We start from the raw sequence: 22,445 nt of genomic DNA, 5'->3' as shown, positions 1-22,445 counted from the left end.
TTACTTGCTCATTTTAGATAAAAACCTATATATAACACATGGCAAAAATTACTTACCATACACACGATAGCAAAACCCATACAATAGATATCCAAAATGGATTAACAGTAATGGAAGGCGCGGTTCAAAACGATATTTCGGGAATTGATGCTGACTGTGGTGGCGGAATGGCATGTGCTACCTGTCATGTTTATGTAAAAGAAGATTGGTTTGAAAAACTTCCAAAAAAAGAAGATGGTGAAGAAGATATGTTAGATATGGCCTATGAACCAAAACAAAATAGTAGATTAAGTTGCCAATTAATTGTTTCAGACGAATTAGATGGATTGGAAGTTACTATTCCAGAAAAGCAAGCTTAGATGAATAAAACAGACGTGTTAATTATTGGAGCAGGACCAACGGGTTTGTTCTGTGCTCATCAACTTGGAATTATAGGTCTTCAATGTGAAATCGTAGATAATCTAGATAAAGCAGGTGGACAGTGTATAGAACTTTATCCTGACAAACCTATTTATGATATTCCAGCAGTACCAGAATGTACTGGAGAAGAATTAACAAATAATCTCCTCCAACAAATTAAACCTTTTAATGTTAAATTTCATTTAAATGAAAGAGTTGAGGAACTAAAAAAAGTTGAAAATCGTTGGCATGTCAAAACAAGTGGAAACCAAGAGTTTGATGTAGCAGCAATTATTATTGCAGGTGGAGTTGGATCTTTTGAACCTAGAAAATTTCCAGTTAAAGAATGTGAAAAATTTGAAGGATCCTCATTATTTTATTCAATTAAAGACAAAACAATTTTTAAGGATAAAACCATTTCTATTTTTGGTGGCGGGGATTCTGCTCTAGATTGGGCAATTGAATTATCAAATACATCTAAAGTAAATTTAATCCATAGACGTGACGGGTTTAGCGGAGCTGAATCTAGCGTTCAAAAAGTAAAAGAATTAAATGAACAAGGAAAATTAAATTTATACACCAAATATCAAATGGACGCTATTAGTGAAGACAACCAAATTAGTTCGGTAAAAATAAAACATGACGAAGGAGAAATAAAAGAATTACAATCTGATTATGTTCTTGGTTTTTTTGGTTTAATTATGCAGCTTGGTCCTATTTTAAATTGGGGATTAAACATCAATAAAAAAACAGTTGAAGTAAATACTGAAAACTTTGAGACTAATGTTGATGGTATATTTGCAATTGGTGATATTTGTTCTTATCCAGGTAAATTAAAATTAATTCTTTCAGGTTTTCATGAAGGAGCTCTTGCTGCACGAGGTTGTTTTAAATATGCAAGACCAGAAGAAAAACTAAGATTTGAATTTACTACTACATCAAAGGCTGCTCAAGAGAGACTTGGTGTAAAAAAATGATAGAATTATTTACTGCTAATACTCCAAATGGTTGGAAGATTGGTATTATGCTGGAAGAAATTGGTTGTGAATACAAAGTAACTAAGATTGATATAGGAAATGACGAACAATTTAATCCAGATTTTTTAAAAATAAGTCCATTTGGTAAAATTCCTGTAATTACTGATCATGAAAATAATAAAAGCATCTTCGAGTCTGGTGCAATACTTATGTACTTAGGTGAAAAAAGTGGAAAATTTTATGATGAAAAAGATCGATTAGTAATTAATCAATGGTTGATGGCTCAAATGGGAACTATAGGTCCTATGATTGGTCAACACCATCAGTTTCATCATTATAATCCAGGAAAAAGTGAGTTTGGAGAACAAAGATATTTTAAAATTGCTAAAAGAATTTATGGAGAATTAGATACAAGATTAAAAGTTTCTAAGTTTTTAGCTAAAGATAATTATACAATTGCTGACATTGCAACATGGCCATGGATAGCAAGACATGAGTGGCATGACATTGGATTAAAAAATTATCAAAACTTATCTAGATGGTATCAAGAAATTTCTGAACGCGAAGCTGTTATAAAAGGATATGCCTTTATGGATAATGATGCGAAAATACCGAAACCTTAATTAGTCATCTGCATGAACTTTTTCATCTTTTTCATGCTTTTCTTGTGCAGCGATTGTGTATTTAGCAACCGGTCTTGCCATTAATCTTTTTAACCCAATAGGTTCAGCTGTATCTAAACAATACCCGTAAGTATCATCCATAATTCTTCTTAAAGCTTTGTCGATTTCAGAAATTAATTTAATTTGTCTATTAATTGCTTTCATCTCTACATTTTTATCGATGTATGAACTTGCCTGATCTACTAGATCTGCTGAAATATTGTTGTCATCCATACTCCCATTGTAAAGAGCTTCATTGTTTGCTTTAATTAATTCTTTCTTCCATTCATTTAATCTCATTCTAAAAAAGACTTTATGTTTTTCGCACATATATTTTTCAGTTTCTTTTGGAACGTAAGTTTTTGAAATTTTTATTGGTACTTTTTTAGGTGGCGAGGCCACAGATTTCTTTGGCTTACTTGCAACTTTTGCTTTTGGTTTAGAAACTTTTTTTTTTGCTTTAGCAGTCTTTGGCATAGCGTAATTTTGAATGGTCGGAGTATATTCAGCAAAATAGGGGTGTCAAGCAAGCTGAATTGTTATAAATATTTAGATAATGAGCGTTAATAACAAAAATATAGATAATCTTTTTTATATTTTTGTTATATCTCATCTCATTTTTTGGACTTTGACTCCAACTCTCACAAATCACAATTTACCTTTAGATACAATAGAGGCTTTAGCTTGGGGAAGCAATTTAGATTGGGGTTTTAATAAACACCCTCCCATGAGTGCTTTTTTTCCAGAAGTTTTTTTTCATATTTTTGGTTCACAGGATTGGGCTTATTATTTACTAAGCCAAATTTTTGTAATTATTTCTTTTTATTATGTTTACAAACTTTCGAACGAAATACTTAAAAACAAATTTTTTGGTTTAATTTCAGTTTTATTAATTGAGACAATTTATTTTTATAATTTTACCACACCTGAGTTTAACGTAAATGTATGCCAGTTACCTTTTTGGTCTTTAACTGCTTATTATTCTTGGAAAATTTATAATGAAAAAAATATTAAGTTTTGGGATTGTTTTTTAATAGGTTTGTTTGGTGCATTAGGATTTCTATCAAAATATTTGTTCATTTACTTATTAGTTTCTATTTCACTTTTATTTATTTATTTAATTGTAAAAAAAGAAAGAAAGTTTGATTTTAAATATTTGATTACAATAGAAGTCTTTATAGTTGCTTTAGTTCCACACTTAATTTGGTTAAATAATAATGAATTCATTACAATTACTTATGGACTTGCAAGAACAGGTTTAGAGCAATCAAGTTTTATTGATCACATCAAATTTCCATTAATATTTTTAGGAAAACAAATTGGTATATTAATTCCATTTATAATTTTAATGTTGTTATTGGTTAAAAAGATTAAATTTAAAATAAATTTTAAAGATAAAAATTTATTATTTTTGTTAGCAATTAATATTTTACCGATTGCTCTCATGTTTTTAACTTCATTGATAACAGGTTCAAAAATTCGAACAATGTGGATGACACCATTTTATTTATTCTTTGGAACATTAATTGTTTATTTATTTCAATCTCAAATAAATTTGAAAAAATTAAAACCATTTATGTTTGGATTTTTGTTTTTTTTCTTTTTATCACCTGTTCTTTACGCTTATGTTTCGGTTTCAAAAGACGATAAGAGAACAGATTATCTAGGTAAAGAAATTGCCATGAAAACTCAATATGCTTGGAACCAACAATTTAGCTCTAAGATCAATGTAGTGCTTGGAGATGAGTGGAATGCAGGTAATTTATCTTATCACCTCAAATCTAGACCTGTTTGGGAAGGTATAGTTGAAAGAGAAAAACTTGATCAATTGAAAGATCATATGTGTATTGATAATATCTGTGTTGGTTCAAGATAATCTATGAAATATTTGATTTTAGTGCCTATATATAATGACCGTGAGTCTTTAAAGTTATTAATAGAAAATATTAATAGAGAGATAAAAGATTTAAATTCTGAAATATCATTAGTGGTGATTAATGATGCCTCTTCACAACAAATCGTTGATGAATATCCTAATATTGAAAATATACACTCAATTGAAATAATTAACATGAAAGAAAACAGAGGTCATGCAAGATCTATTGCATCTGGTTTGAAATATATCTATGAAAAAAAGGAATTTGATTACGTAATTCCTATGGACGGCGATGGTGAGGATAGACCTGAAGAAATTAAAAATTTTATTGAACTATCAAAGGAAGCTGGAGACAGATCGATAATAGGTGAAAGAGTTAAAAGATCAGAAAGTATGTTTTTTAAATTATGTTACCAATTTCATAAGTTTTTAACTTTAGCTTTTACTGGGCAATCAATTAGATTTGGTAATTTTACTTGTCTCTCGAAAACAACTGTTAAAAAGATGTTGGAAGAAAAATCTACTTGGAATAGTTTTTCAGGATCTTTGAAAAAAATTGAAAAAGATCTAATTTCTTCTCCATCAATAAGAGGCAAGAGATATTTTGGGCCATCTCAAATGAGTTTTTTTAATTTGCTAAAACATTCTCTCTCAATAATAAGTGTGTTTAGAAAAACTGTTTTAATTCGTTCAGCTTTATTTATTGTTTTTTACATTTTGTTAATCAAAAGCAATGCATCAATTGTTACTTCATTGCCTTTAGTATTATTGTTAATAATGATCTATTCAATTTCTAGTTTAGCTTTGAGAGAAAATATTGAAGAACTAAATAATTCACTACAAAATATTAATGATATTGAAAAAGTAAAATAAAAAACAATTTTAATGTTCAAAAAAATTTTTGATGAGGAAAATAATATAATTAATTTTTTAATTTTTAGCTTAATTTTTATTATTTTAATATCTTATGTACAAGGTTATCAGTGCAAATATATCAAACCATTAATTTGTAAAGCACCAATAATAAATTCATTATTTTCTGAAAATGGATTTATTGAAAACATTCAATCAATACTTTTGTTTCTATCTTTGATTATTTTATTTACGATTTTAAAACATTTAAAAGATGAAACTTATTTAAAGGTTTTTATTCTATTGAAAATTATTGCTTTGACATATTATTTAGGAGAGGAGATTAGTTGGGGACAACATTTTTTTAAGTGGGGAACTCCAGAAATTTTTAATGAATTAAATAATCAAAATGAAACTAACTTACATAATATTTCAAATTTACTTGACCAGTTACCTAGATCTTTAGTTATTTTATGGTGTGGTTTTGTCCCATTTATTTTTTATTTAGTGAGAAAAAAAATGATTACATTTAGAAATGAATTAAACTTAATATTTCTACCCAGTTTAAAACTTTTAGTTGTATCTTCTATTTTGCTTTTATTTTTTTTACCAGATTTTATTGTTGATAAAATGAATCTTCATCCAGGACATTATATGGATGGTGAGGATATAATAGAGGCAAAATTTTATGATATTTTGACTTTCAATTTTGTTGAAAGATTATCTGAAATTCAAGAATTAATATTTTGTTTTTATTTTTTAACTTATTCAATATTATTTAAAAAAAGCTTAATAAAAATTAAATAAAATATTGAAATAAAAATTTTTAATTTTTATATTTATATAATGAAAAACTTTTTTAGAAAAGTTGCTTTTGGAATAGGAATTAACGAAGAAGTTCCTTCAGATCCATTAAATTGGGCTTTAAATCAAGTAGATGAAATTCCAGAATTTTCATGGACAGGAAAAATTCTTACAGAAAAAGAATTGAGAGGCCATTATAGAGACTGGGTTTATGGTGATAGAAAAGTTTTAAGAAAAAAATATAAAGATAATAAAAATCTTTACAAAGTTCATAAAGATAAATTGAGACATGAGACGGGACAAAAATTCTGGGAGTCTCTGGAGATATCCATTAGACATAATGAAGGGATTAATGGTAACAACCCAGTTCTTGCAAAACTATGGATGTTCTGGGGAAACTTTTTTGCAATCAGTGAGAAAGATTTTTTAGCAAATTATTCTACAGGTGCTTATCAAAGAGAAATAATTTGGCCTAATTTAAATCAGTCATTTGAAAAGATGGTATATGATGTAACTACATCTTGGGCAATGATACATCATTTGGATAATAGTGAAAGTGTTGGTCCAAAAAGTACTTCAGCTAAAGAAGAATGGCGAAGAAGAAAGAAAGAACCTGCAACTATTAATGAAAATCATGCAAGAGAACTTTTAGAGCTTCACACTGTATCTCCTAAGGCAGGCTATTCTCAAGAAGATGTAATTCAGTTAGCTTATATTATGACAGGGTGGGAACACAAATATGGTAAAAAAAGTTTAGAAACGGGAAATGTTTGGTTCAACTCTGAACATCATCAACCTGGAAAAAAAAATGTATTAGGAAAAGAATATAAAAAAGGCAAAAAAACATTAGCCGTTGTAATTAAAGATTTGGTTAATCATCCTAATTGCAGAGACTTTGTTGCTGAAAGATTGTGTAGATTTTTAATTACTGATGAACCTACTAAAGAGATGAAGCAACCAATTATTGATGCATTTCAAAAATCAGATGGTCATATTCCAGAAATTCATAAGGCAGCTATAAAAGTTGCTTTCGAATACAATGATAAATATAAAAAATTTCAAACACCTGAAAATTGGGTCATTCAAGTTGCAAAAATTGCAGATTTAAATTGGCCACCTTCACCAGATCTAATGGATAAATACGAGCTAGGTCAAAAACCATTCGATTCTCAACGTGAACCTGAGTGGTTATTACAAAATATTGGACATCATCCTTACAGGGCAAAACAACCAAATGGTTGGTCAGATCATTCTGACGATTGGATTTCACCAGAATTATTAATTAGAAGACTGGTTTATGCAAAAGCAAGCTACAATTTTCATAAAATTGAAAATAATAAAAATGCAGAATATTATGCAAACATGGTTGAAAAAAATTTTGATAACCCAGATAAAATAATGAACTATATCAACCAAAAAAATAGGTCTATTGAAAAACATACTCTACTTTTTAACCATCCGGAGTTTTTAAAAGCATGAAAATATCAAGAAGAGATTTTTTAAAAACTACCGCTCTAACGTCATTATATTTTGCAGGCTTTGGAGGAATAGGTAGTGCAAATGCAGGAACAAAAAAGAATTTAGTAATAATTATGTTACGAGGTGGAATGGATGGCTTGTGCGCTATTCCAGTTAAAGATGACAAAAACTTTGAAAAATTAAGAAGCAAAATCAATCTTGATAGAACTTTAAAATTAACATCTGATTTTGATTTACACCCAGCATTAAAAACATTTAAAAGTCTTTGGGATGAGAATTTAAGTGCAGCAGTTCATGCAACAAATATTCCTTATACTGGTAGATCCCATTTTGATGGTCAAAACTTAATGGAGTCTGGTGGAAAAATTCCTTACCAAGAAAAAACAGGTTGGCTTGGAAGAGGAATGAAAACAGCAGGATTGACGGGTCAAGGGTTAGCTTTAGCTTTACCGATGCCTTTATTGATTAGAGGTGTTCCAATGAATAACAATTATTTTCCTGTAGGTCGTAGTTTACCATATCCTGATACTTTAGAACTTATTAAAAAAGCTTACAAAGAATATGATGAAAAATTATTAAGTGATAATTTAGAAATAATTTTAACAAGAGATTTCAACAACAGATCTAGAGATGATGCTTGGATTTTAGCTTCGAGTGCTGGTGCAGAATTATCAAAACCAGATGGGCCTAAAGTTGCGGTTTTTGAAGTAGATGGCTTTGATACACACGCTGCGCAAGGTGCAACAGATGGAGCGCACGCAGATTGTCTATCAGATTATGACAATATTGTTAAATCTCTTAAAGCATCAATGACTAAGGAAGCATTTGATAATACTTTGGTTTTAACTTTAACAGAATTTGGAAGAACAATTAAACAGAACAGTAGTAATGGAACTGAACACGGTTATGGTTCAGCTATTTTAATGGCTGGAGGATTATTAAAAAAAGCACAAGTTTATACAGACTGGCCAGGCCTAAAAAGAAAAGAATTATTTGAAGGAAGAGATTTAAATTCAACTATCGATGCAAGATCAGTCTATGCATCAGCAATGTCTACAGTCTTCGATGTTGAATTTGAAAGAATTCAAAAAGATGTTTTCTGGGGTGATAAGCTAGACAACTTATCCGACAAGCTTTTTAAAGCTTAATTAAAAACTTATCCACAAGCCACAATTTAATTGAAATAGTATTTTAGAAATAATAGCATTTTAAATTATGAGAATAGAAGAAGAGCTTAAGCTAGATTACTCTGATGTCTTATTCAGACCCAAGAGAAGTACATTAAAAAGTAGAAAGGATGTAAATCTTCTTAGAACGTATAGATTTAAATATAGTAAAAATGAGTGGTCAGGAATTCCTATTATGGCAGCTAACATGGATGGTGTTGGCGAGCTAAGTATTGCTGAAAAATTAAATGATCATCAAATGATTACATGTTTAACAAAACAACATGATGTAAAAAAAATAAAACAAAATAAAAATATCAAAAAAATCTACCCAAACATTGCACTTAGTGTTGGTATTAAAAAAGAGGACTTTCAAAATTTAGATAAGGTTTTGAAAGAATTTAGTTTTTTCAAATTTATTTGTATCGATGTTGCTAATGGTTACTCAGAGCATTTCACAAATTTTATCAAATCAGTAAGAGAAAAATATCCAACCAAAACAATTATTGCAGGAAATGTTGTAACTGCAGATATGACACAAGAATTAGTTCTTAGTGGTGCAGATATTGTTAAAGTTGGAATAGGACCTGGAAGTGTTTGTACAACTAGAATTCAAACTGGAGTAGGTTATCCACAATTAAGTGCTGTTATTGAGTGTGCTGATGCAGCTCACGGTTTGGGAGCTCATGTAATTGCTGATGGGGGATGCACATGCCCTGGTGATGTTGCAAAAGGTTTCGGTGGTGGTGCAGATTTTGTAATGCTAGGTGGAATGTTAGCAGGTCATGATGAAGGAAAAGGTAAAATAGTAAAAGTAAATGGATCTAAGTATATTGAATTCTATGGATCAAGCTCAGAAGTTGCTAACAAAAAACATTATGGTGGATTAGCAGATTATAGAAGTAGCGAAGGAAGAAAAGTTAGAGTTAAATACAGAGGAAAAATAAATGATACTGTTTTAAATATTTTAGGTGGTGTTAGAAGTAGTTGTACTTATGTAGGAGCACCATCACTCAAACAATTGAGTAAATGTACCACTTTTGTAAGAGTATCTAATCAATTTAATGATACTTTTGTAAAATAAATTAATAATTTCTTTTAAGTTCTAATCGTTGGTAAACAATAAAAATCAGCAGTATCAATTTTAGAAGAATACTGCCTTCTCATATTCCATTTTTTATGAACCCCAGCACTTGCAACACTTAAAGTAGATCTTCCATATCGATGATTAGTATTATCAATTGATCTCATTAAACTATTTATCTTTTCATCCTTTTCAGATGTAAATAAATTTGTTTTATCACTAGCATTAGATAATCCTGTTAGCATTACGCCTGCTTTTTGATAATGATAACCATTTTTAAAAATACTCTCAAGAATTGAAACCGCAGTTTTAACAGTTTCAATACTATTATTTGTTGCAATTGGAAAATCAACTGTCTTTGCATTTGAATAATAACCAAAGTTTTTATGAAAAGGGCTGGTTCTTACAAATACTGTAATTGCTTTTGCAACCAAAGACTCTGATCTAATTTTTTCAGACGCATTTAAACAATAGTTTGCAACTGCTTCTTTTAATTCTTGAAACGTTTCAATTCTTTTTCCAAATGATCTTGAAACAACACAACTCTTTCTTTTAGTAGTAGTTGTTTCTAAATCAATACAAGGAATTCCTTTAAGCTCCATTGCGGTTCTTGAACTTAAAACATTAGAACTTTTCTTGATCCATGTGTTAGATTTATTTTTAAGCTGCTTAGCATTATAAATTCCATGCTTTTGATAAAATTTAGTTAATTGTCTACCAACACCCCAAACATCATTAATTTCAACTTTTTCTAAAATAGGATCTAAATTATCTATTCCAATTAAACTTGTTACTCCTGATTGTTTTTTCTTTGCAATATGATTTGCAACTTTACTTAATGTTTTTGTTTTTGCGATCCCAATGCTTGTTGGAATACCAGTCCATTGCAAAACTGTTTCTCTTATTTCTTTTCCAACTTTTTCTACATCCTGATCTTTAAAGTTTGATAAATCTAAAAACGCTTCATCAATTGAATAAACTTCTATTTCTGAATTAAATCTTTTAAGAGTTCTCATTACTCTTCTAGATAAATCTCCATATAAAGAATAGTTTGATGAAAAAACATTTACATTATTTTTAACAATAATATCTTTTGCTTTAAAATAAGGTTCACCCATTTTAATTCCTAAAGCTTTTGCTTCGTTAGATCTTGAAATGATACAGCCATCATTATTAGATAAAACGACAACAGGTTTTTTTCTTATTTTAGGATTGAATAATCTTTCACAAGAAACATAAAAAGAATTGCAATCAACGAGTGCTATTTTTTTAGTATACTGAGTGGATGACATAAGTAACTACTCCCCAAATAAAAACATCTTGTTCTTCATTAATTAAAATTCTGTCAGAAAACTCTTTAGAGCCAGAGGTTAAAAATTTTTTATCTCGTTCTTGAACTAAAGTTTTAACTACAAGCTCATCATGAACATTTGCAATCACAGTTGAAAAGTTTTTTGGTTTTAAACTTTTATCAACGACCAATAAATCTCCATCGTTAATGCCAACATCGACCATGGATTTTCCTTGAACTCTGATAATGAAAGTTGCTGGAACATTTCTTATTAAATGCATGTTTAGATCGATATCTTCTTCGATATAATCTGTTGCAGGAGAAGGAAAACCAGCGCCTGCTTTATGTAGATAATATGGGATTGTTAGTTTCATGTTCTTGTTTTGTTCTAATTTATAGACTATTTATGGAATACACTCAATAGGTTGTATTTTGAGTCTGTAACTGAATCAAAAGTGAATCAAAACGTGAACATCCAATCCACATATTGTGGACTTGTGGATAACTTCAACCATAGATAGTTTAAGTTGGTTATTTAAATATATAAATTCTGAGTTTGATTATGAATGTTTTAGATTTTGTCATGGTTGGTTCTAATGATCATCAAAAATCAGGTGACTTTTATGATGCTGTTTTTGAACCTTTAAAATTAAAAAGAATTTTAAAAACAGAAAAGTATTTGGGTTACGCTCATTTAAGTGATCCAGACAAAGTTCAATTTTATGTAACGCATCCTGTAAATGGTGAGCCCGCAACTTTTGGAAATGGTTCACAAACTACTTTATTAGCTGACACTAAAGAAGCAGTAGATAAATTTTACGAAGTTGCAATTTCAAAAGGAGCAAAAGATGAAGGTGGACCAGGGGTTAGAAAAGATGGAAATTACTATGCATACGTTCGTGATTTAGATGGAAATAAGATTGCAGCAAAAAGTATTTTAACTTAAATTAAGGAGATATATGAAATTAAGTTGTCATTGTGGATCTGTAGAAGCTGAAATTAATTCTACAGTTAATGAATTAGCAAAGATTGTTAGATGCAATTGTTCAATTTGCAAAAGAAAAAATGCAACAATGGGTATGGTTAAAAATGAAGATTTTAAACTTACAAAAGGTGAGGATAAAATAAAACTTTATCAATATCATACAAAAGTTGCCAAACATTATTTCTGTACTGAATGTGGAATTTACACTCATCATATTCCAAGAAGCGCACCAGCCATGACTGGATTTAATTTAGGTTGTGTTGATGAAATTAAAGTTGAAGATATAAAAGAGATAGCCCAATTTGATGGTCTTAACCATCCAATGGACCAAGAAAAATAAAAGTTCAATGCAATCTACTGCTGAGTGTTTTAAAAAAGTTAAAGGTGATTGTCTAAAATTTATTAAATCACAAGAAACCTCAAAAGAAAAATTTAGCAACAAAGATAAGATGCTTAAATCTTTTCTAATTCCAGTGTGTTTTTGGATTGCAAAAAAAGCTAATAATAAAAAACCTTACTTTGTTGGTTTAGCAGGAGGACAAGGAACTGGTAAGACAACTATAAGTTCAATTGTAAAAATAATATTAGAAAAATATTTCAAATTAAAAGTATTTAAAATTTCTATTGATGATTTTTATAAAACTAGAAAAGAAAGATCTATTTTATCTAATAAAGTCCACCCTATGTTGATGACAAGAGGGGTACCTGGAACACATGATGTAAAAATTATGTTGGATTTCTTTAAAAAATCAAAAAGTAAAAACTTTAAATCAATAAAGTTACCAAGTTTTAATAAGGCAGTAGATGACCGATCTCCTAAAAAAAGTTGGTACAATATTAAAGAGCAGCCAGATGTAATTATATTTGAAGGATGGTGTGTTGGTGCAAGAGCTGAAGTTAATAAAACACTTAAAAAATCAATTAATTCACTTGAAAGAACTAAAGATCAAAAACTTATTTGGAGAAAATATGTAAATGAGCAATTAAAGACAAAATATAAAAAACTATATTCTCAATTAAATTGTCTGATTTATTTAAAAGCAAAAAATTTTAATTTGCTTCAGAAATGGAGACTTAAACAAGAGCATAAGTTGTGGTTAAATACTAAAAATAAATCTAGTCATAAAATAATGAGCAAAGGAGATGTTATTAATTTTATGCAAACTTACCAAAGAATTACACAGAACATGTTTAAATTTGCACCAAAATATTCTACAATTATCTTAAATTTAAATAGCAACCATCAAATTAAGACAATAAAATATAATAAATGAAAAAGTTTTTAATAATTATCTTTTGTATATTTGTTTTTCCATTAAGTGCATTTTCAGCAACTTTAAAGGAAGCGCTTAAACAAACTTTTGATAATAATCTTGAGCTTCAGGCAGAGAGAAAAAATTTAGAAATTCAACAAGAAGTAATCAACATGTCCAGAAGTGATTTGCTGCCTAGCTTAACTCTTTCTGGTACAAAAAATTTTGAAGATACCAATAAACTTACAAATCAAAGTGGAGGAGATGCATCAATCACCGATACAGATACGATGACTTCTTCAATTAAACTTGAGCAAACATTGCTTGATGGAAGTGGAAGAAAAACAGAATATGAGAAAAGTAAGTTAGGATTAAATTTAACAGAAGCAAAATTAGTTAAAAAAGAACAAGAAATTTTCTTAAGAGCTATTGAGGCATATACAGGATTAATTTTAGCTTATGAAAAATTAAATATTAATGAAGAAAACGTAAACTTACTTCAAAGACAATTTGAATTAGATAATGCAAGATTAAGTAGAGGACAAATAACAGCATCTGATTTGGCACAATCCCAATCTTCTCTTGCGGGAGCTCAAGCAAGATATATTGAGGCTCAAAATAATATAGTAACTAGTAGATTAAATTATGAAAATGTAATTGGAACTATTGCAGAAGAAGCAAAATTAAAAAAAATATATAATGCACAAGTAACAATCCCTCAAAATTTAAGTGAAGCTAAAAAAATATCTTTAGAGAAAAGTCCAGAATTGATTATTGCAGAAATAGAATATGGACAATCAGAACTTGATGTAAAAATTGCAAGATCTGATCTTTCACCAACAGCAAAAATTTCTTTAGAGAGAACTTATACCGATGATTTAAGTGCAACTTATGATGAAAGAGAAAAAGATGTCTTACAAGCAACAGTATCTTGGCCTTTTCAATTTGGTGGAAAGAATAAATCTAATGTAAGTAAAAATCTTCAAGCTAAGGGAATGAAGAGATTATTATTAGAGAATGCACAAAAAAATAATACTCAGTCTGTGACATCTTCTTGGTCAACTTTGCAGTCTTCAAGAAGTTTTTTACAAGCTGTGCAATCACAAGTTAAAGCCTCAGAAGTAGCAACTGAAGGAATTAGCTTTGAATATGAAAGTGGATCTGGAAGATCTACTTTTGATGTTCTTCAATCTAGATCAAATTTAATAAACGCAAAAATTAATCTTGCTGAAGCAGAAAGAAGCTACTTGTTAGCTCAATATAGAGTTTTAAAATCAGTAGGTCTTTTAAACAGCGACTATTTAAATCTTAAGTAATTCAGTCTTTTTTTATCCATTAAAAACAAAGATCTTGCCAATGAGAACAAAATGTGTACATTTAAATCATGATTCGACTGTTAAAAAACGTAAAAAAAGAGGCAAAAAATGACGAAAAGTAACCTAAAAGTAGTTAAATCTACTAAAGATCAAGAAATGGATATTAAAGAAAAGAACAAAGCATTAGATGCTGCAATAGCTCAAATTACAGATAATTTTGGAAAAGGCTCTGTAATGAAGCTTGGCCAAAAGAGAGCTATGGATATTGAGTCTGTTTCAACAGGTTCTTTAAGTCTTGATTTAGCTTTAGGTATAGGCGGATTACCAAAAGGAAGAATTATTGAAGTTTATGGACCAGAATCATCTGGAAAAACAACATTAGCATTACAAGTTGTTGCTGAAGCTCAAAAAGCAGGTGGAATTTGTGCATTCGTTGATGCAGAGCATGCCTTAGATCCAGTTTATGCAAAAAAATTAGGTGTAAATACTGAAGAACTTTTAATCTCACAGCCAGATGCTGGTGAACAAGCATTAGAAATTGCTGATACACTAGTAAAATCAGGCTCTATTTCAGTTATTGTAATCGACTCTGTTGCAGCTTTAACACCAAAAGCTGAGATCGAAGGTGAGATGGGAGATCATCATGTAGGTCTTCAATCAAGATTAATGAGTCAGGCTTTAAGAAAATTAACAAGTTCAATTTCAAACACAAATACAATGATGATTTTCATCAACCAAATCAGAATGAAGATTGGAGTTATGTTTGGAAGTCCTGAAACTACATCAGGCGGTAATGCACTTAAGTTTTATTCATCTGTTAGAATGGATATTAGAAGAATAGGTGCAATCAAAGACAAAGATGAAATTATTGGTAACTCAACAAGAGTGAAGGTAGTTAAAAATAAAGTAGCTCCACCATTTAAAGTAGTTGAATTTGATTTGATGTACGGAAGAGGAATTAGCAAGATGGGTGAATTAGTCGATCTTGGTTCCAAAGCAGATATTATTGAAAAATCAGGAGCATGGTATGCTTATAAAGGAGAGAAGATTGGTCAAGGTAGAGAGAATGCTAAGACTTATCTGGCTCAAAATCCTAAAGTTGCTGCAGAAATAGAAATGGCAATTAGAGAAAAAGCTGGTGTTATTTCTAAAAAAATAGAAGGAAACCCGATAGATCCTGAGAAATTGGAAAAAGAAAAGAAAGTAGCTGAAAAAGAAGAAGAAGCAAAAGCCGAAGCTACTCCTCCATCTAAAAAGAATTAATAGGTCATCTTTATTAATAAAAGGCGCTTAATTTTAAGGGCCTTTTTTCCCGTACTGCATCTAGACATAAAATAAAAAAGCTGTATTTTAAAAATATGGCAGACAAAACTCTCAATGAAATTAGAAATACTTTCCTGAAATATTTTGAAAAGAACGATCATCAGATTGTGGAATCTAGTAATTTGGTCCCAAATAATGATCCAACATTGATGTTTGCTAATTCTGGAATGGTTCAGTTTAAGAACGTTTTCACAGGTTTAGAGAAAAGAGATTATGTAAGAGCAACTACTTCACAAAAATGTGTAAGAGCTGGTGGTAAACATAATGATTTAGAAAATGTTGGCTATACACCTAGACACCACACTTTCTTTGAGATGTTAGGAAACTTTTCATTTGGAGATTATTTTAAAGAACAAGCAATTGATTACGCTTGGAATTTAATTACTAAAGATTTTGGAATAGATAAAAATAGACTTTATGTAACTGTATTTCATGAAGATGATGAAGCCTTCAATTTTTGGAAGAAAATAGCAGGTTTTAGCAACGATAGAATAATTAGAATAGCAACTTCTGATAATTTTTGGTCAATGGGAGAGACAGGACCATGTGGACCTTGTTCAGAAATATTTTTTGATCATGGTGATCATTTGCATGGAGGATTACCTGGCACTAAAGATGAAGATGGAGACAGATTTATTGAAATTTGGAACTTAGTCTTCATGCAATTTGAACAAGTTACAAAAGATAAAAGAATAAATCTTCCAAAACCATCTGTTGATACAGGGATGGGTTTAGAGAGGATTGCTGCTTTGCTACAAGGCACTCATGATAATTATGAAACAGATCATTTTAAAAAAATAATTAATTCAGCTTCGGATATAATTAAAATTAAATCAGATAAATCTAATTTATCTAGTTTTAGAGTTATTGCTGATCACTTAAGAGCCAGTTCATTTTTAATTGCTGAAGGAGTATTGCCATCTAATGAAGGAAGAGGGTATGTGCTTCGAAGAATTATGCGAAGAGGAATGAGGCACTCTCATTTGTTAGGAGCTAAGGATCCAGTATTTTCAAAACTATTTGATACCCTATTAAATGAAATGTCAGGAAATTATCCTGAACTTAAAAGAGCAGAATGTTTAATTAAAGAAACTTTAAAGATGGAAGAAGAAAAATTTTTAGTTCTTTTAGATAGAGGAATTAAAATTTTAAATGATGAAATTTCTAAAATAGATAAAGTTTTACCAGGTGATATTGCTTTTAAACTTTATGAAACTTATGGTTTCCCAATTGATCTTACAGAAGATATTTTAAAATCAAAATCTTTAGAATTTGATAAAGAAAGATTTGGTGAGTTGATGAGAGAAAGTATTGAGCTTGCTAGAAAAAATTGGAAAGGATCTGGAGATAGTGCAGTTGAGCAAGTTTGGTATGGAGTTAAAGAAAAACATGGAGCTACAGAATTTTTAGGATATGAAAATGATCAAGCACAAGGAGTGATAAAATCTCTTCTTAAAAACCATAAAGAAGTTGATACTTTAAATGCTGGAGATGAAGGTATCATTGTTGTTAACCAAACACCATTTTATGCTGAATCTGGAGGTCAAGTAGGGGATACAGGATTGATCTCTAAGGATGAATTTGAATTTGAAGTAACAGATGTTCAAAAAAAATTGGGAGATTTATTTGTTCATTACGGAAAAGTTAAAAGAGGCTCAATAAAGCTTGAACAAGACGTCGAAATGAAAATTAATATTGAGAAAAGAAATGATACAAGAGCTTATCATTCAGCAACTCATTTATTACACGAGTCTCTTAGAAGAGTTTTAGGTCCACATGTTACTCAAAAAGGATCTCTTGTTGAGCCGGAAAGATTAAGATTTGATTTTAGCCATATGAAGCCAATTTCAGATGATGAGATGTTAAAAATAGAAAGTCATGTAAATGATATGATTTCTAAACAATCTGATGTAACCACAAGAATTATGACACCGAAAGAGGCAGTTGATAATGGAGCTTTAGCATTATTTGGTGAGAAATATGGAGACGAAGTAAGAGTGTTATCAATGGGGGATGAAGGAGAAAAATATTTTTCAACTGAATTATGTGGCGGAACCCATGTAAAAAACACTGGTGATATTGGTAAATTTAAGATTATAAGCCAATCCTCAATAGCTGCAGGAGTTAGAAGAGTAGAGGCTTTAAGAGATAAGCAACTAGAGGACTATCTAAAAAATAAAGAAAAAATGTTAAACTTATCATCTGAAAAAGATGATGAACAAATTAATGAGCTGAGCAGGCAAATTTCAGATCTTGGTGGAAAACCAAATTTAGATGAAAGTGATAAAAAAGTTTTAATCAAAAATTTAAATAAACAATTAGAAACTTTATCAGTTAATTCAATTTTACAAGACCAATCCAAAAATAAAGTTAATGATCTAGATGTCAATGGAGTGAAAGTAAGATTTCAAAACGTTGAAGATCTTCCTCCTAAAGAATTAAGAAAACTTGTAGACAAAGGTAAAAAAGAATTGGGCGAAGGTATTGTAATAGTTTTTGCAAGCAAAGATGACAAAGTCGGTATTGCAGTAGGTGTGACAGAAAAATTATCTGACAAATTTGATGCAGTACAATTTGTAAAAGCAGGTTCGGAAGTAATTGGAGGCAAAGGAGGTGGTGGAAGAAAAGACTTTGCTCAAGCTGGTGGTCAAGACCAATCCAAAATCAATGATGCTTTTGAAAAAATAAAATCTTTAATTTAATTTCTTTTTAAGATTACCATCAATTTCATCTAAAAACTGATTAGTAGTTAAAAACTTACTGTTTGGTCCAACAAGAATTGCTAAATCTTTTGTCATAGATCCTTTTTCAACACACTCAATACATACAGCTTCTAACGTTTGAGCAAATTTAATTAATTCTTGATTGTTATCTAATTTTCCTCTGTGAGCCAATCCTCTTGTCCATGCAAATATGGATGCAATAGGATTTGTAGAAGTTTCTTTTCCTTGTTGATGCATTCTATAGTGTCTAGTAACAGTTCCATGAGCAGCTTCAGCTTCCATCACTTTTCCATCAGGAGTTAACAAAGTACTCGTCATTAATCCTAATGATCCATAACCTTGAGCCATAGTATCAGACTGAACATCACCATCATAATTTTTGCAAGCCCAGATATATTTGCCACTCCATTTCATTGCACATGCGACCATGTCATCAATTAATCTGTGTTCGTAAGTTAATTTATGTTTTTCAAATTCTTCTTTGTATTCATTATCGAATACTTCTTGGAAAATATCTTTAAATCTTCCGTCGTATTGTTTTAAAATTGTATTTTTTGTAGACATATAGACTGGCCACTTTTTAATTAATCCATAGCTAAAGCATGATCTTGCAAAGTCTTGAATAGATTTGTCTAAATTATACATTGATAGTGCTACACCAGGACCAGTGAAATTAAATACCTCATATTTTATTTCATCTTTTCCATCTTCTGACGTCCACTTAACTTCCATTTTACCTTTTCCAGGCACTTTAAAATCTGTAGCTCTATATTGATCACCAAAAGCATGTCTTCCAATGATCACAGGATCTGTCCACGAAGGAACTAATTTCGGAATATTTTTACAAATAATTGGTTCTCTGAAAACTGTTCCTCCAATAATGTTTCTTATTGTTCCATTTGGAGATCTCCACATTTTTTTTAAATCAAATTCTTCAACTCTTGCCTCATCTGGAGTAATGGTTGCGCATTTAATTCCAACACCAATTTTTTTGATAGCATTTGCTGAGTCTATTGTGATCTGGTCATCTGTATTATCTCTGCTTTTCATTCCCAGATCGTAATATTCGATGCCAAGATCTATATATGTAAGGATTAATTTGTTTTTAATAAACTCCCATATAATTCGAGTCATTTCATCACCATCTAACTCGACAACTGGGTTATTTACCTTGATTTTGCTCATTAAATTAAATTTATCTTATTAATTGAATTAGATTGGTTTATATACATATTAATCGAAAATTAGCAAATAGAAGAATATGTTTACCAAGATATTTCCAAAGATACACACAGAGGGTTACAAGTTTATTGTAATCGCAGGATTCATCACAATCATCTTATTGTTAGTAAATGGATTTTTAGGATTAATTGGATTGCTTTTAACTATATGGGTTTATTATTTCTTTAGAGATCCTGAAAGAGCAATCATAGGAGATGACAATTATCTAGTAAGCCCAGCAGACGGTGAGGTAATTAAAGTTGAAGAGGTAGATGGACCAAAAGAATTAAATTTAGAAAACAAGAAATTTAAAAAGATTAGTATCTTCATGAACGTATTTGATTGTCATGTAAATAGAACTCCTTGTTCTGGGAAAGTTGAAGATATTTTATACAAGCCAGGAAAATTTTTAAATGCTTCACTCGATAAGGCGAGCGAAGATAACGAGAGGAATTATTATAAGTTAAAAGATAATCATGGAAATGATATTGTTATAGTACAAATAGCAGGTTTGGTTGCAAGAAGAATTGTTTGCGAGACAAATAAGGATCAAACATTAAACCAAGGTGATCGAATTGGAATGATTAGATTTGGAAGTAGAGCAGATGTGTATTATGAAAATTATGAACCATTGGTTAAAATTGGTCAGACTGCAATATCAGGGGAAACTCTATTAGCAAAAAGATAGATATGCAACAACCTAAAAAAAATTTTAAAATAGTTCCTGAAAAAAGGAGTGCTAGAGTAATTTTACCTAACATGCTGACACTTATAGGTGTTTGTATTGGTCTTACATCTATAAGATTTGCTTTAGACGGAAGATATGAGTTTGCAATCATTGCAATAATAATTGCAGCTGTAATTGATGGACTAGATGGAAGAATAGCAAGATTAATCAAAGGTACATCAAAAGTTGGAAAAGAATTAGATTCTTTGACTGACATGATTAGCTTTGGGGTTGCTCCTGCTTTTATAATGTACTTTTGGAAATTAAATGAACTTGGAAGGTTTGGATGGCTAGTTTGTTTAATATATGTAATTTGTGTTGCATTAAGATTGGCACGTTTCAATGTAAATACAGGAGGCGAACCATCTTGGAGAGATAATTTTTTTGAAGGTGTTCCTTCTCCAGCTGGTGGAATTTTAGTATTAACACCACTTATATTTAGTATGTCTAGTATTGAAGTGTTTAAAGTAGATTATACAATTATTGTGCCGATATTTTTTATTGTCACTTCTTTTTTATTGATTAGTAAGTTTCCAAGCTATTCATTTAAAAAAATTGTAATTCAAAGAAAGGCAACAATTTTCTTATTATTTGGAATTGTCTTATTTTTTGGATTATTGTTAATTTATCCTTTTAATGTAATTTCATTAAGTGCTTTAATTTATCTAACTATGCTTCCAATAAGCTTTTTTCATTATCAAAAACTTAAAAAACAAAACGAAGGTCAGAATTATGACGATGAAGATGACGATCTTGAAGATGTATTGTAATGAAAAAAAATACCATTGTTTCTTTAGCAGACTCTAATTATTTCCCTTTATTGGATGAATTAATAGACTCCATCAAACAGTTCGAAGCTAGCAAAGATACTGCAATATGTGTTTTGGATGCTGGATTATCAGAAGAACAAAAAAATAAATTATTATCTAAAGTAGATGAGATTAAATCTGCAGAGTGGGATATAAAAGTTCCTGAAAGTAAAATTAAAGGAAGAGAATGGTTAAAAAGCCAAGTTTCAAGAGCATTTTTACCAAAATATTTTCCTAATTATGAAAAATATCTTTGGATTGATTGTGATGCTTGGGTCAATGATTGGCAAACAATAGAATTATATTTCAAAGCCTGTGATAATAATAAATTGGGTATTACACAAACCATAGGACCAGGTTACAAAATTACCTCAAAAGTAAATTGGGTTTTTGGAAAACTCGCAATAATTAAATCTCAAAATTTTAAACATGCAGTAAAATCTAAAATTAATATGGACAAAGCTAGGAAATTAGCTTTTGCACCTCATATAAATATAGGTGTCTTTTCTCTAGAAAAATATTCTAAATCTTGGGAAATTTGGCAAAATAATCTCAGAGAAACTTTAAAAGGCGGAGATATTTTTGGCTCCGAACAACTTGCAATGAACATTTCGGTTTATCATGATAATATTGAAACTGAATTTTTACCTTTAAATTGTAACTGGATAACAAGCAATCTTTTACCAAAATTTGATCAGGTAAATAATACATTTGTTGAACCTTATTTACCTAATTACAAAATTGGAATAATGCATCTTGCTGCTGGCATTTGGAAAAACAATCAAGATATGAGAATTAATAAAGATATTAAAATAGAAATCCAAACTCTTGATGGCAAGATATTAAATAAAAGCTTAAGATTTGAAAATTAATTGAAAAAAAATAAAATTTCAAAAAATTGGGTCAACAAACAGCGAAGAGATACATACGTTAGACAATCAAAAGTTGATGGTTATAGAGCAAGATCTGCCTACAAACTTATAGAAATTGACGAAAAATTTAAAATTTTTAAAGGTGGGTTAACTGTTATTGATATTGGAGCTGCTCCTGGAAGCTGGTCCCAATATGCAAATAAAGTATCTAAGAATGGGAAATTAATTTCAATTGATTTGAAAAAGATGGAACCAATTGGATCAAGTCTTCAAATACAAGGTGATTTCACTGAAGAAGGAGTTCAGCAAGAGATAAAAAAAAATACAACCACTAAAGTAGATGTTGTGATGTCAGACATGGCTGTAAATACCACAGGAATTAAAAATATTGATTCAATTCAAACAGGAGAACTTTGTAAAGAAGCAATGGTATTTGCAAAAGATTTATTAAATGAAAATGGTTACTTTGTTTCTAAAATCTTTATGGGGGGAACTTTCAACGAAATAGTCGCAGAAGGTAAAAAATATTTTAAAGAAGTTAAGGTTTTTAAACCTAAATCGAGTAGAAAAGATTCAAAAGAAAGTTTTATAATTTGTAAAAAACTTAGATAGAGACTTTAAAATTA

The 22,445-nt window shown here is 30.0% G+C and carries 23 protein-coding genes; 19 read left to right on the top strand and 4 right to left on the bottom strand.

Going from position 1 to position 22,445, the window contains the following annotated elements:
• The first annotated feature begins 38 nt into the window (after window positions 1-38).
• From ACTTA8_RS04985 to ACTTA8_RS04975, 3 genes are read left to right on the top strand one after another with little or no spacing between them, the layout of a single operon-like run.
• Window positions 39-359 (top strand): 2Fe-2S iron-sulfur cluster-binding protein, encoded by a 321-nt coding sequence (locus tag ACTTA8_RS04985; RefSeq protein ID WP_440654673.1) that lies wholly within the window; start codon window positions 39-41, stop codon window positions 357-359.
• The gene (locus tag ACTTA8_RS04980; RefSeq protein ID WP_440654671.1) at window positions 360-1,376 is read left to right on the top strand and encodes an NAD(P)/FAD-dependent oxidoreductase; all 1,017 of its coding nucleotides are present in this window, start codon (window positions 360-362) and stop codon (window positions 1,374-1,376) included. It begins immediately after the preceding gene.
• Entirely contained in the window at window positions 1,373-1,999 is a 627-nt protein-coding gene (locus ACTTA8_RS04975) for a glutathione S-transferase family protein (protein ID WP_440654669.1), read from the top strand. The genes ACTTA8_RS04980 and ACTTA8_RS04975 overlap by 4 nt, the downstream gene beginning before the upstream one ends.
• On the opposite strand, the gene ACTTA8_RS04970 is transcribed toward ACTTA8_RS04975, so the two are convergent.
• The gene (locus ACTTA8_RS04970; RefSeq protein WP_440654668.1) at window positions 2,000-2,515 is read right to left on the bottom strand and encodes a TraR/DksA family transcriptional regulator; all 516 of its coding nucleotides are present in this window, start codon (window positions 2,513-2,515) and stop codon (window positions 2,000-2,002) included.
• A gap of 79 nt (window positions 2,516-2,594) precedes the next feature.
• Between ACTTA8_RS04970 and ACTTA8_RS04965 the strand changes: the two genes are divergently transcribed.
• The 6 genes from ACTTA8_RS04965 (at window position 2,595) to ACTTA8_RS04940 (ending at window position 9,299) form a co-directional block, all read left to right on the top strand.
• Window positions 2,595-3,914, top strand: coding sequence for a glycosyltransferase family 39 protein (locus ACTTA8_RS04965; RefSeq protein WP_440654667.1), 1,320 nt, complete (start codon window positions 2,595-2,597; stop codon window positions 3,912-3,914).
• Between the two features lie 3 nt (window positions 3,915-3,917).
• Window positions 3,918-4,787, top strand: a complete 870-nt coding sequence (locus ACTTA8_RS04960; protein ID WP_440654666.1) for a glycosyltransferase — start codon at window positions 3,918-3,920, stop codon at window positions 4,785-4,787.
• 12 nt (window positions 4,788-4,799) lie between these two features.
• Complete coding sequence (locus tag ACTTA8_RS04955) at window positions 4,800-5,573, top strand: hypothetical protein (RefSeq protein WP_440654664.1); 774 nt, start codon at window positions 4,800-4,802, stop codon at window positions 5,571-5,573.
• Window positions 5,574-5,612: 39 nt separating this feature from the next.
• Window positions 5,613-7,049, top strand: coding sequence for a DUF1800 family protein (locus ACTTA8_RS04950; RefSeq protein WP_440654663.1), 1,437 nt, complete (start codon window positions 5,613-5,615; stop codon window positions 7,047-7,049).
• Window positions 7,046-8,197 carry a DUF1501 domain-containing protein gene (locus ACTTA8_RS04945; protein ID WP_440654661.1) on the top strand — a complete coding sequence of 384 codons (1,152 nt, stop codon included), beginning with the start codon at window positions 7,046-7,048 and terminating at the stop codon, window positions 8,195-8,197. The genes ACTTA8_RS04950 and ACTTA8_RS04945 overlap by 4 nt, the downstream gene beginning before the upstream one ends.
• Window positions 8,198-8,264: 67 nt before the next feature.
• Complete coding sequence (locus tag ACTTA8_RS04940) at window positions 8,265-9,299, top strand: GMP reductase (RefSeq protein ID WP_440613904.1); 1,035 nt, start codon at window positions 8,265-8,267, stop codon at window positions 9,297-9,299.
• A 14-nt stretch (window positions 9,300-9,313) separates the two neighbouring features.
• Here ACTTA8_RS04940 and ACTTA8_RS04935 read toward each other — a convergent pair whose 3' ends face one another.
• Both ACTTA8_RS04935 and ACTTA8_RS04930 read right to left on the bottom strand, forming a co-directional pair.
• Window positions 9,314-10,591 (bottom strand): Y-family DNA polymerase, encoded by a 1,278-nt coding sequence (locus ACTTA8_RS04935; RefSeq protein ID WP_440654660.1) that lies wholly within the window; start codon window positions 10,589-10,591, stop codon window positions 9,314-9,316.
• A complete protein-coding gene (locus ACTTA8_RS04930; protein WP_075506508.1) occupies window positions 10,569-10,964 on the bottom strand; it encodes a LexA family protein in 396 nt (131 codons plus the stop codon). Before ACTTA8_RS04930 ends, ACTTA8_RS04935 begins: the two co-directional genes overlap by 23 nt.
• A 188-nt stretch (window positions 10,965-11,152) precedes the next feature.
• On the opposite strand from ACTTA8_RS04930, the gene ACTTA8_RS04925 reads away from it, so the two are divergent.
• The 6 genes from ACTTA8_RS04925 to alaS all read left to right on the top strand — a co-directional run bounded on the left by ACTTA8_RS04925 (window position 11,153) and on the right by alaS (window position 18,169).
• Window positions 11,153-11,536 (top strand): VOC family protein, encoded by a 384-nt coding sequence (locus tag ACTTA8_RS04925; protein ID WP_440654659.1) that lies wholly within the window; start codon window positions 11,153-11,155, stop codon window positions 11,534-11,536.
• A 13-nt stretch (window positions 11,537-11,549) separates the two neighbouring features.
• Window positions 11,550-11,915 (top strand): GFA family protein, encoded by a 366-nt coding sequence (locus ACTTA8_RS04920; protein WP_440654658.1) that lies wholly within the window; start codon window positions 11,550-11,552, stop codon window positions 11,913-11,915.
• Window positions 11,881-12,849 carry a uridine kinase gene (locus tag ACTTA8_RS04915; protein WP_440654656.1) on the top strand — a complete coding sequence of 323 codons (969 nt, stop codon included), beginning with the start codon at window positions 11,881-11,883 and terminating at the stop codon, window positions 12,847-12,849. Before ACTTA8_RS04920 ends, ACTTA8_RS04915 begins: the two co-directional genes overlap by 35 nt.
• Window positions 12,846-14,144 (top strand): TolC family protein, encoded by a 1,299-nt coding sequence (locus ACTTA8_RS04910; protein WP_440654655.1) that lies wholly within the window; start codon window positions 12,846-12,848, stop codon window positions 14,142-14,144. Before ACTTA8_RS04915 ends, ACTTA8_RS04910 begins: the two co-directional genes overlap by 4 nt.
• Before the next feature lie 108 nt (window positions 14,145-14,252).
• Window positions 14,253-15,407, top strand: coding sequence for a recombinase RecA (gene recA / locus ACTTA8_RS04905; RefSeq protein ID WP_440613910.1), 1,155 nt, complete (start codon window positions 14,253-14,255; stop codon window positions 15,405-15,407).
• A 95-nt stretch (window positions 15,408-15,502) separates the two neighbouring features.
• Window positions 15,503-18,169, top strand: coding sequence for an alanine--tRNA ligase (gene alaS, locus ACTTA8_RS04900; RefSeq protein WP_440654654.1), 2,667 nt, complete (start codon window positions 15,503-15,505; stop codon window positions 18,167-18,169).
• Here the strand turns inward: alaS and ACTTA8_RS04895 are convergent.
• Window positions 18,161-19,375 (bottom strand): NADP-dependent isocitrate dehydrogenase, encoded by a 1,215-nt coding sequence (locus ACTTA8_RS04895; RefSeq protein WP_440654653.1) that lies wholly within the window; start codon window positions 19,373-19,375, stop codon window positions 18,161-18,163. The two genes, alaS and ACTTA8_RS04895, sit on opposite strands and share 9 nt — an antisense overlap.
• Before the next feature lie 76 nt (window positions 19,376-19,451).
• Between ACTTA8_RS04895 and ACTTA8_RS04890 the strand changes: the two genes are divergently transcribed.
• The 4 genes from ACTTA8_RS04890 to ACTTA8_RS04875 are packed head-to-tail and all read left to right on the top strand — an operon-like array spanning window position 19,452 to window position 22,431.
• On the top strand, window positions 19,452-20,099 hold the full coding sequence (locus ACTTA8_RS04890; RefSeq protein ID WP_440613919.1) for a phosphatidylserine decarboxylase: 648 nt from the start codon (window positions 19,452-19,454) through the stop codon (window positions 20,097-20,099).
• A 2-nt stretch (window positions 20,100-20,101) separates the two neighbouring features.
• Window positions 20,102-20,908 carry a CDP-diacylglycerol--serine O-phosphatidyltransferase gene (gene pssA, locus ACTTA8_RS04885; RefSeq protein WP_440654652.1) on the top strand — a complete coding sequence of 269 codons (807 nt, stop codon included), beginning with the start codon at window positions 20,102-20,104 and terminating at the stop codon, window positions 20,906-20,908.
• Window positions 20,908-21,819, top strand: a complete 912-nt coding sequence (locus ACTTA8_RS04880) for a glycosyltransferase (RefSeq protein ID WP_440654650.1) — start codon at window positions 20,908-20,910, stop codon at window positions 21,817-21,819. The genes pssA and ACTTA8_RS04880 overlap by 1 nt, the downstream gene beginning before the upstream one ends.
• The gene (locus tag ACTTA8_RS04875; protein WP_440654648.1) at window positions 21,820-22,431 is read left to right on the top strand and encodes an RlmE family RNA methyltransferase; all 612 of its coding nucleotides are present in this window, start codon (window positions 21,820-21,822) and stop codon (window positions 22,429-22,431) included.
• Window positions 22,432-22,445 lie beyond the last annotated feature (14 nt).

Origin of the sequence: Candidatus Pelagibacter sp. HIMB1506, from assembly GCF_052047935.1 — a bacterium.
In the GTDB taxonomy this organism is placed as follows: Bacteria; Pseudomonadota; Alphaproteobacteria; order Pelagibacterales; family Pelagibacteraceae; genus Pelagibacter.
This window is presented reverse-complemented; position numbering and strand designations above follow the sequence as displayed.

Coding starts and splice junctions, on each gene's coding strand:
- ACTTA8_RS04890 (WP_440613919.1), top strand. CDS start 19,452: ATGTTTACCAAGATATTTCCAAAGATACACACAGAGGGTTACAAGTTT.
- ACTTA8_RS04980 (WP_440654671.1), top strand. CDS start 360: ATGAATAAAACAGACGTGTTAATTATTGGAGCAGGACCAACGGGTTTG.
- pssA (WP_440654652.1), top strand. CDS start 20,102: ATGCAACAACCTAAAAAAAATTTTAAAATAGTTCCTGAAAAAAGGAGT.
- ACTTA8_RS04935 (WP_440654660.1), bottom strand. CDS start 10,591: ATGTCATCCACTCAGTATACTAAAAAAATAGCACTCGTTGATTGCAAT.
- ACTTA8_RS04930 (WP_075506508.1), bottom strand. CDS start 10,964: ATGAAACTAACAATCCCATATTATCTACATAAAGCAGGCGCTGGTTTT.
- ACTTA8_RS04880 (WP_440654650.1), top strand. CDS start 20,908: ATGAAAAAAAATACCATTGTTTCTTTAGCAGACTCTAATTATTTCCCT.
- ACTTA8_RS04970 (WP_440654668.1), bottom strand. CDS start 2,515: ATGCCAAAGACTGCTAAAGCAAAAAAAAAAGTTTCTAAACCAAAAGCA.
- ACTTA8_RS04955 (WP_440654664.1), top strand. CDS start 4,800: ATGTTCAAAAAAATTTTTGATGAGGAAAATAATATAATTAATTTTTTA.
- ACTTA8_RS04915 (WP_440654656.1), top strand. CDS start 11,881: ATGGTCTTAACCATCCAATGGACCAAGAAAAATAAAAGTTCAATGCAA.
- ACTTA8_RS04895 (WP_440654653.1), bottom strand. CDS start 19,375: ATGAGCAAAATCAAGGTAAATAACCCAGTTGTCGAGTTAGATGGTGAT.
- ACTTA8_RS04975 (WP_440654669.1), top strand. CDS start 1,373: ATGATAGAATTATTTACTGCTAATACTCCAAATGGTTGGAAGATTGGT.
- ACTTA8_RS04965 (WP_440654667.1), top strand. CDS start 2,595: ATGAGCGTTAATAACAAAAATATAGATAATCTTTTTTATATTTTTGTT.
- ACTTA8_RS04945 (WP_440654661.1), top strand. CDS start 7,046: ATGAAAATATCAAGAAGAGATTTTTTAAAAACTACCGCTCTAACGTCA.
- ACTTA8_RS04950 (WP_440654663.1), top strand. CDS start 5,613: ATGAAAAACTTTTTTAGAAAAGTTGCTTTTGGAATAGGAATTAACGAA.
- recA (WP_440613910.1), top strand. CDS start 14,253: ATGACGAAAAGTAACCTAAAAGTAGTTAAATCTACTAAAGATCAAGAA.
- ACTTA8_RS04925 (WP_440654659.1), top strand. CDS start 11,153: ATGAATGTTTTAGATTTTGTCATGGTTGGTTCTAATGATCATCAAAAA.
- ACTTA8_RS04940 (WP_440613904.1), top strand. CDS start 8,265: ATGAGAATAGAAGAAGAGCTTAAGCTAGATTACTCTGATGTCTTATTC.
- ACTTA8_RS04960 (WP_440654666.1), top strand. CDS start 3,918: ATGAAATATTTGATTTTAGTGCCTATATATAATGACCGTGAGTCTTTA.
- ACTTA8_RS04910 (WP_440654655.1), top strand. CDS start 12,846: ATGAAAAAGTTTTTAATAATTATCTTTTGTATATTTGTTTTTCCATTA.
- ACTTA8_RS04985 (WP_440654673.1), top strand. CDS start 39: ATGGCAAAAATTACTTACCATACACACGATAGCAAAACCCATACAATA.
- alaS (WP_440654654.1), top strand. CDS start 15,503: ATGGCAGACAAAACTCTCAATGAAATTAGAAATACTTTCCTGAAATAT.
- ACTTA8_RS04920 (WP_440654658.1), top strand. CDS start 11,550: ATGAAATTAAGTTGTCATTGTGGATCTGTAGAAGCTGAAATTAATTCT.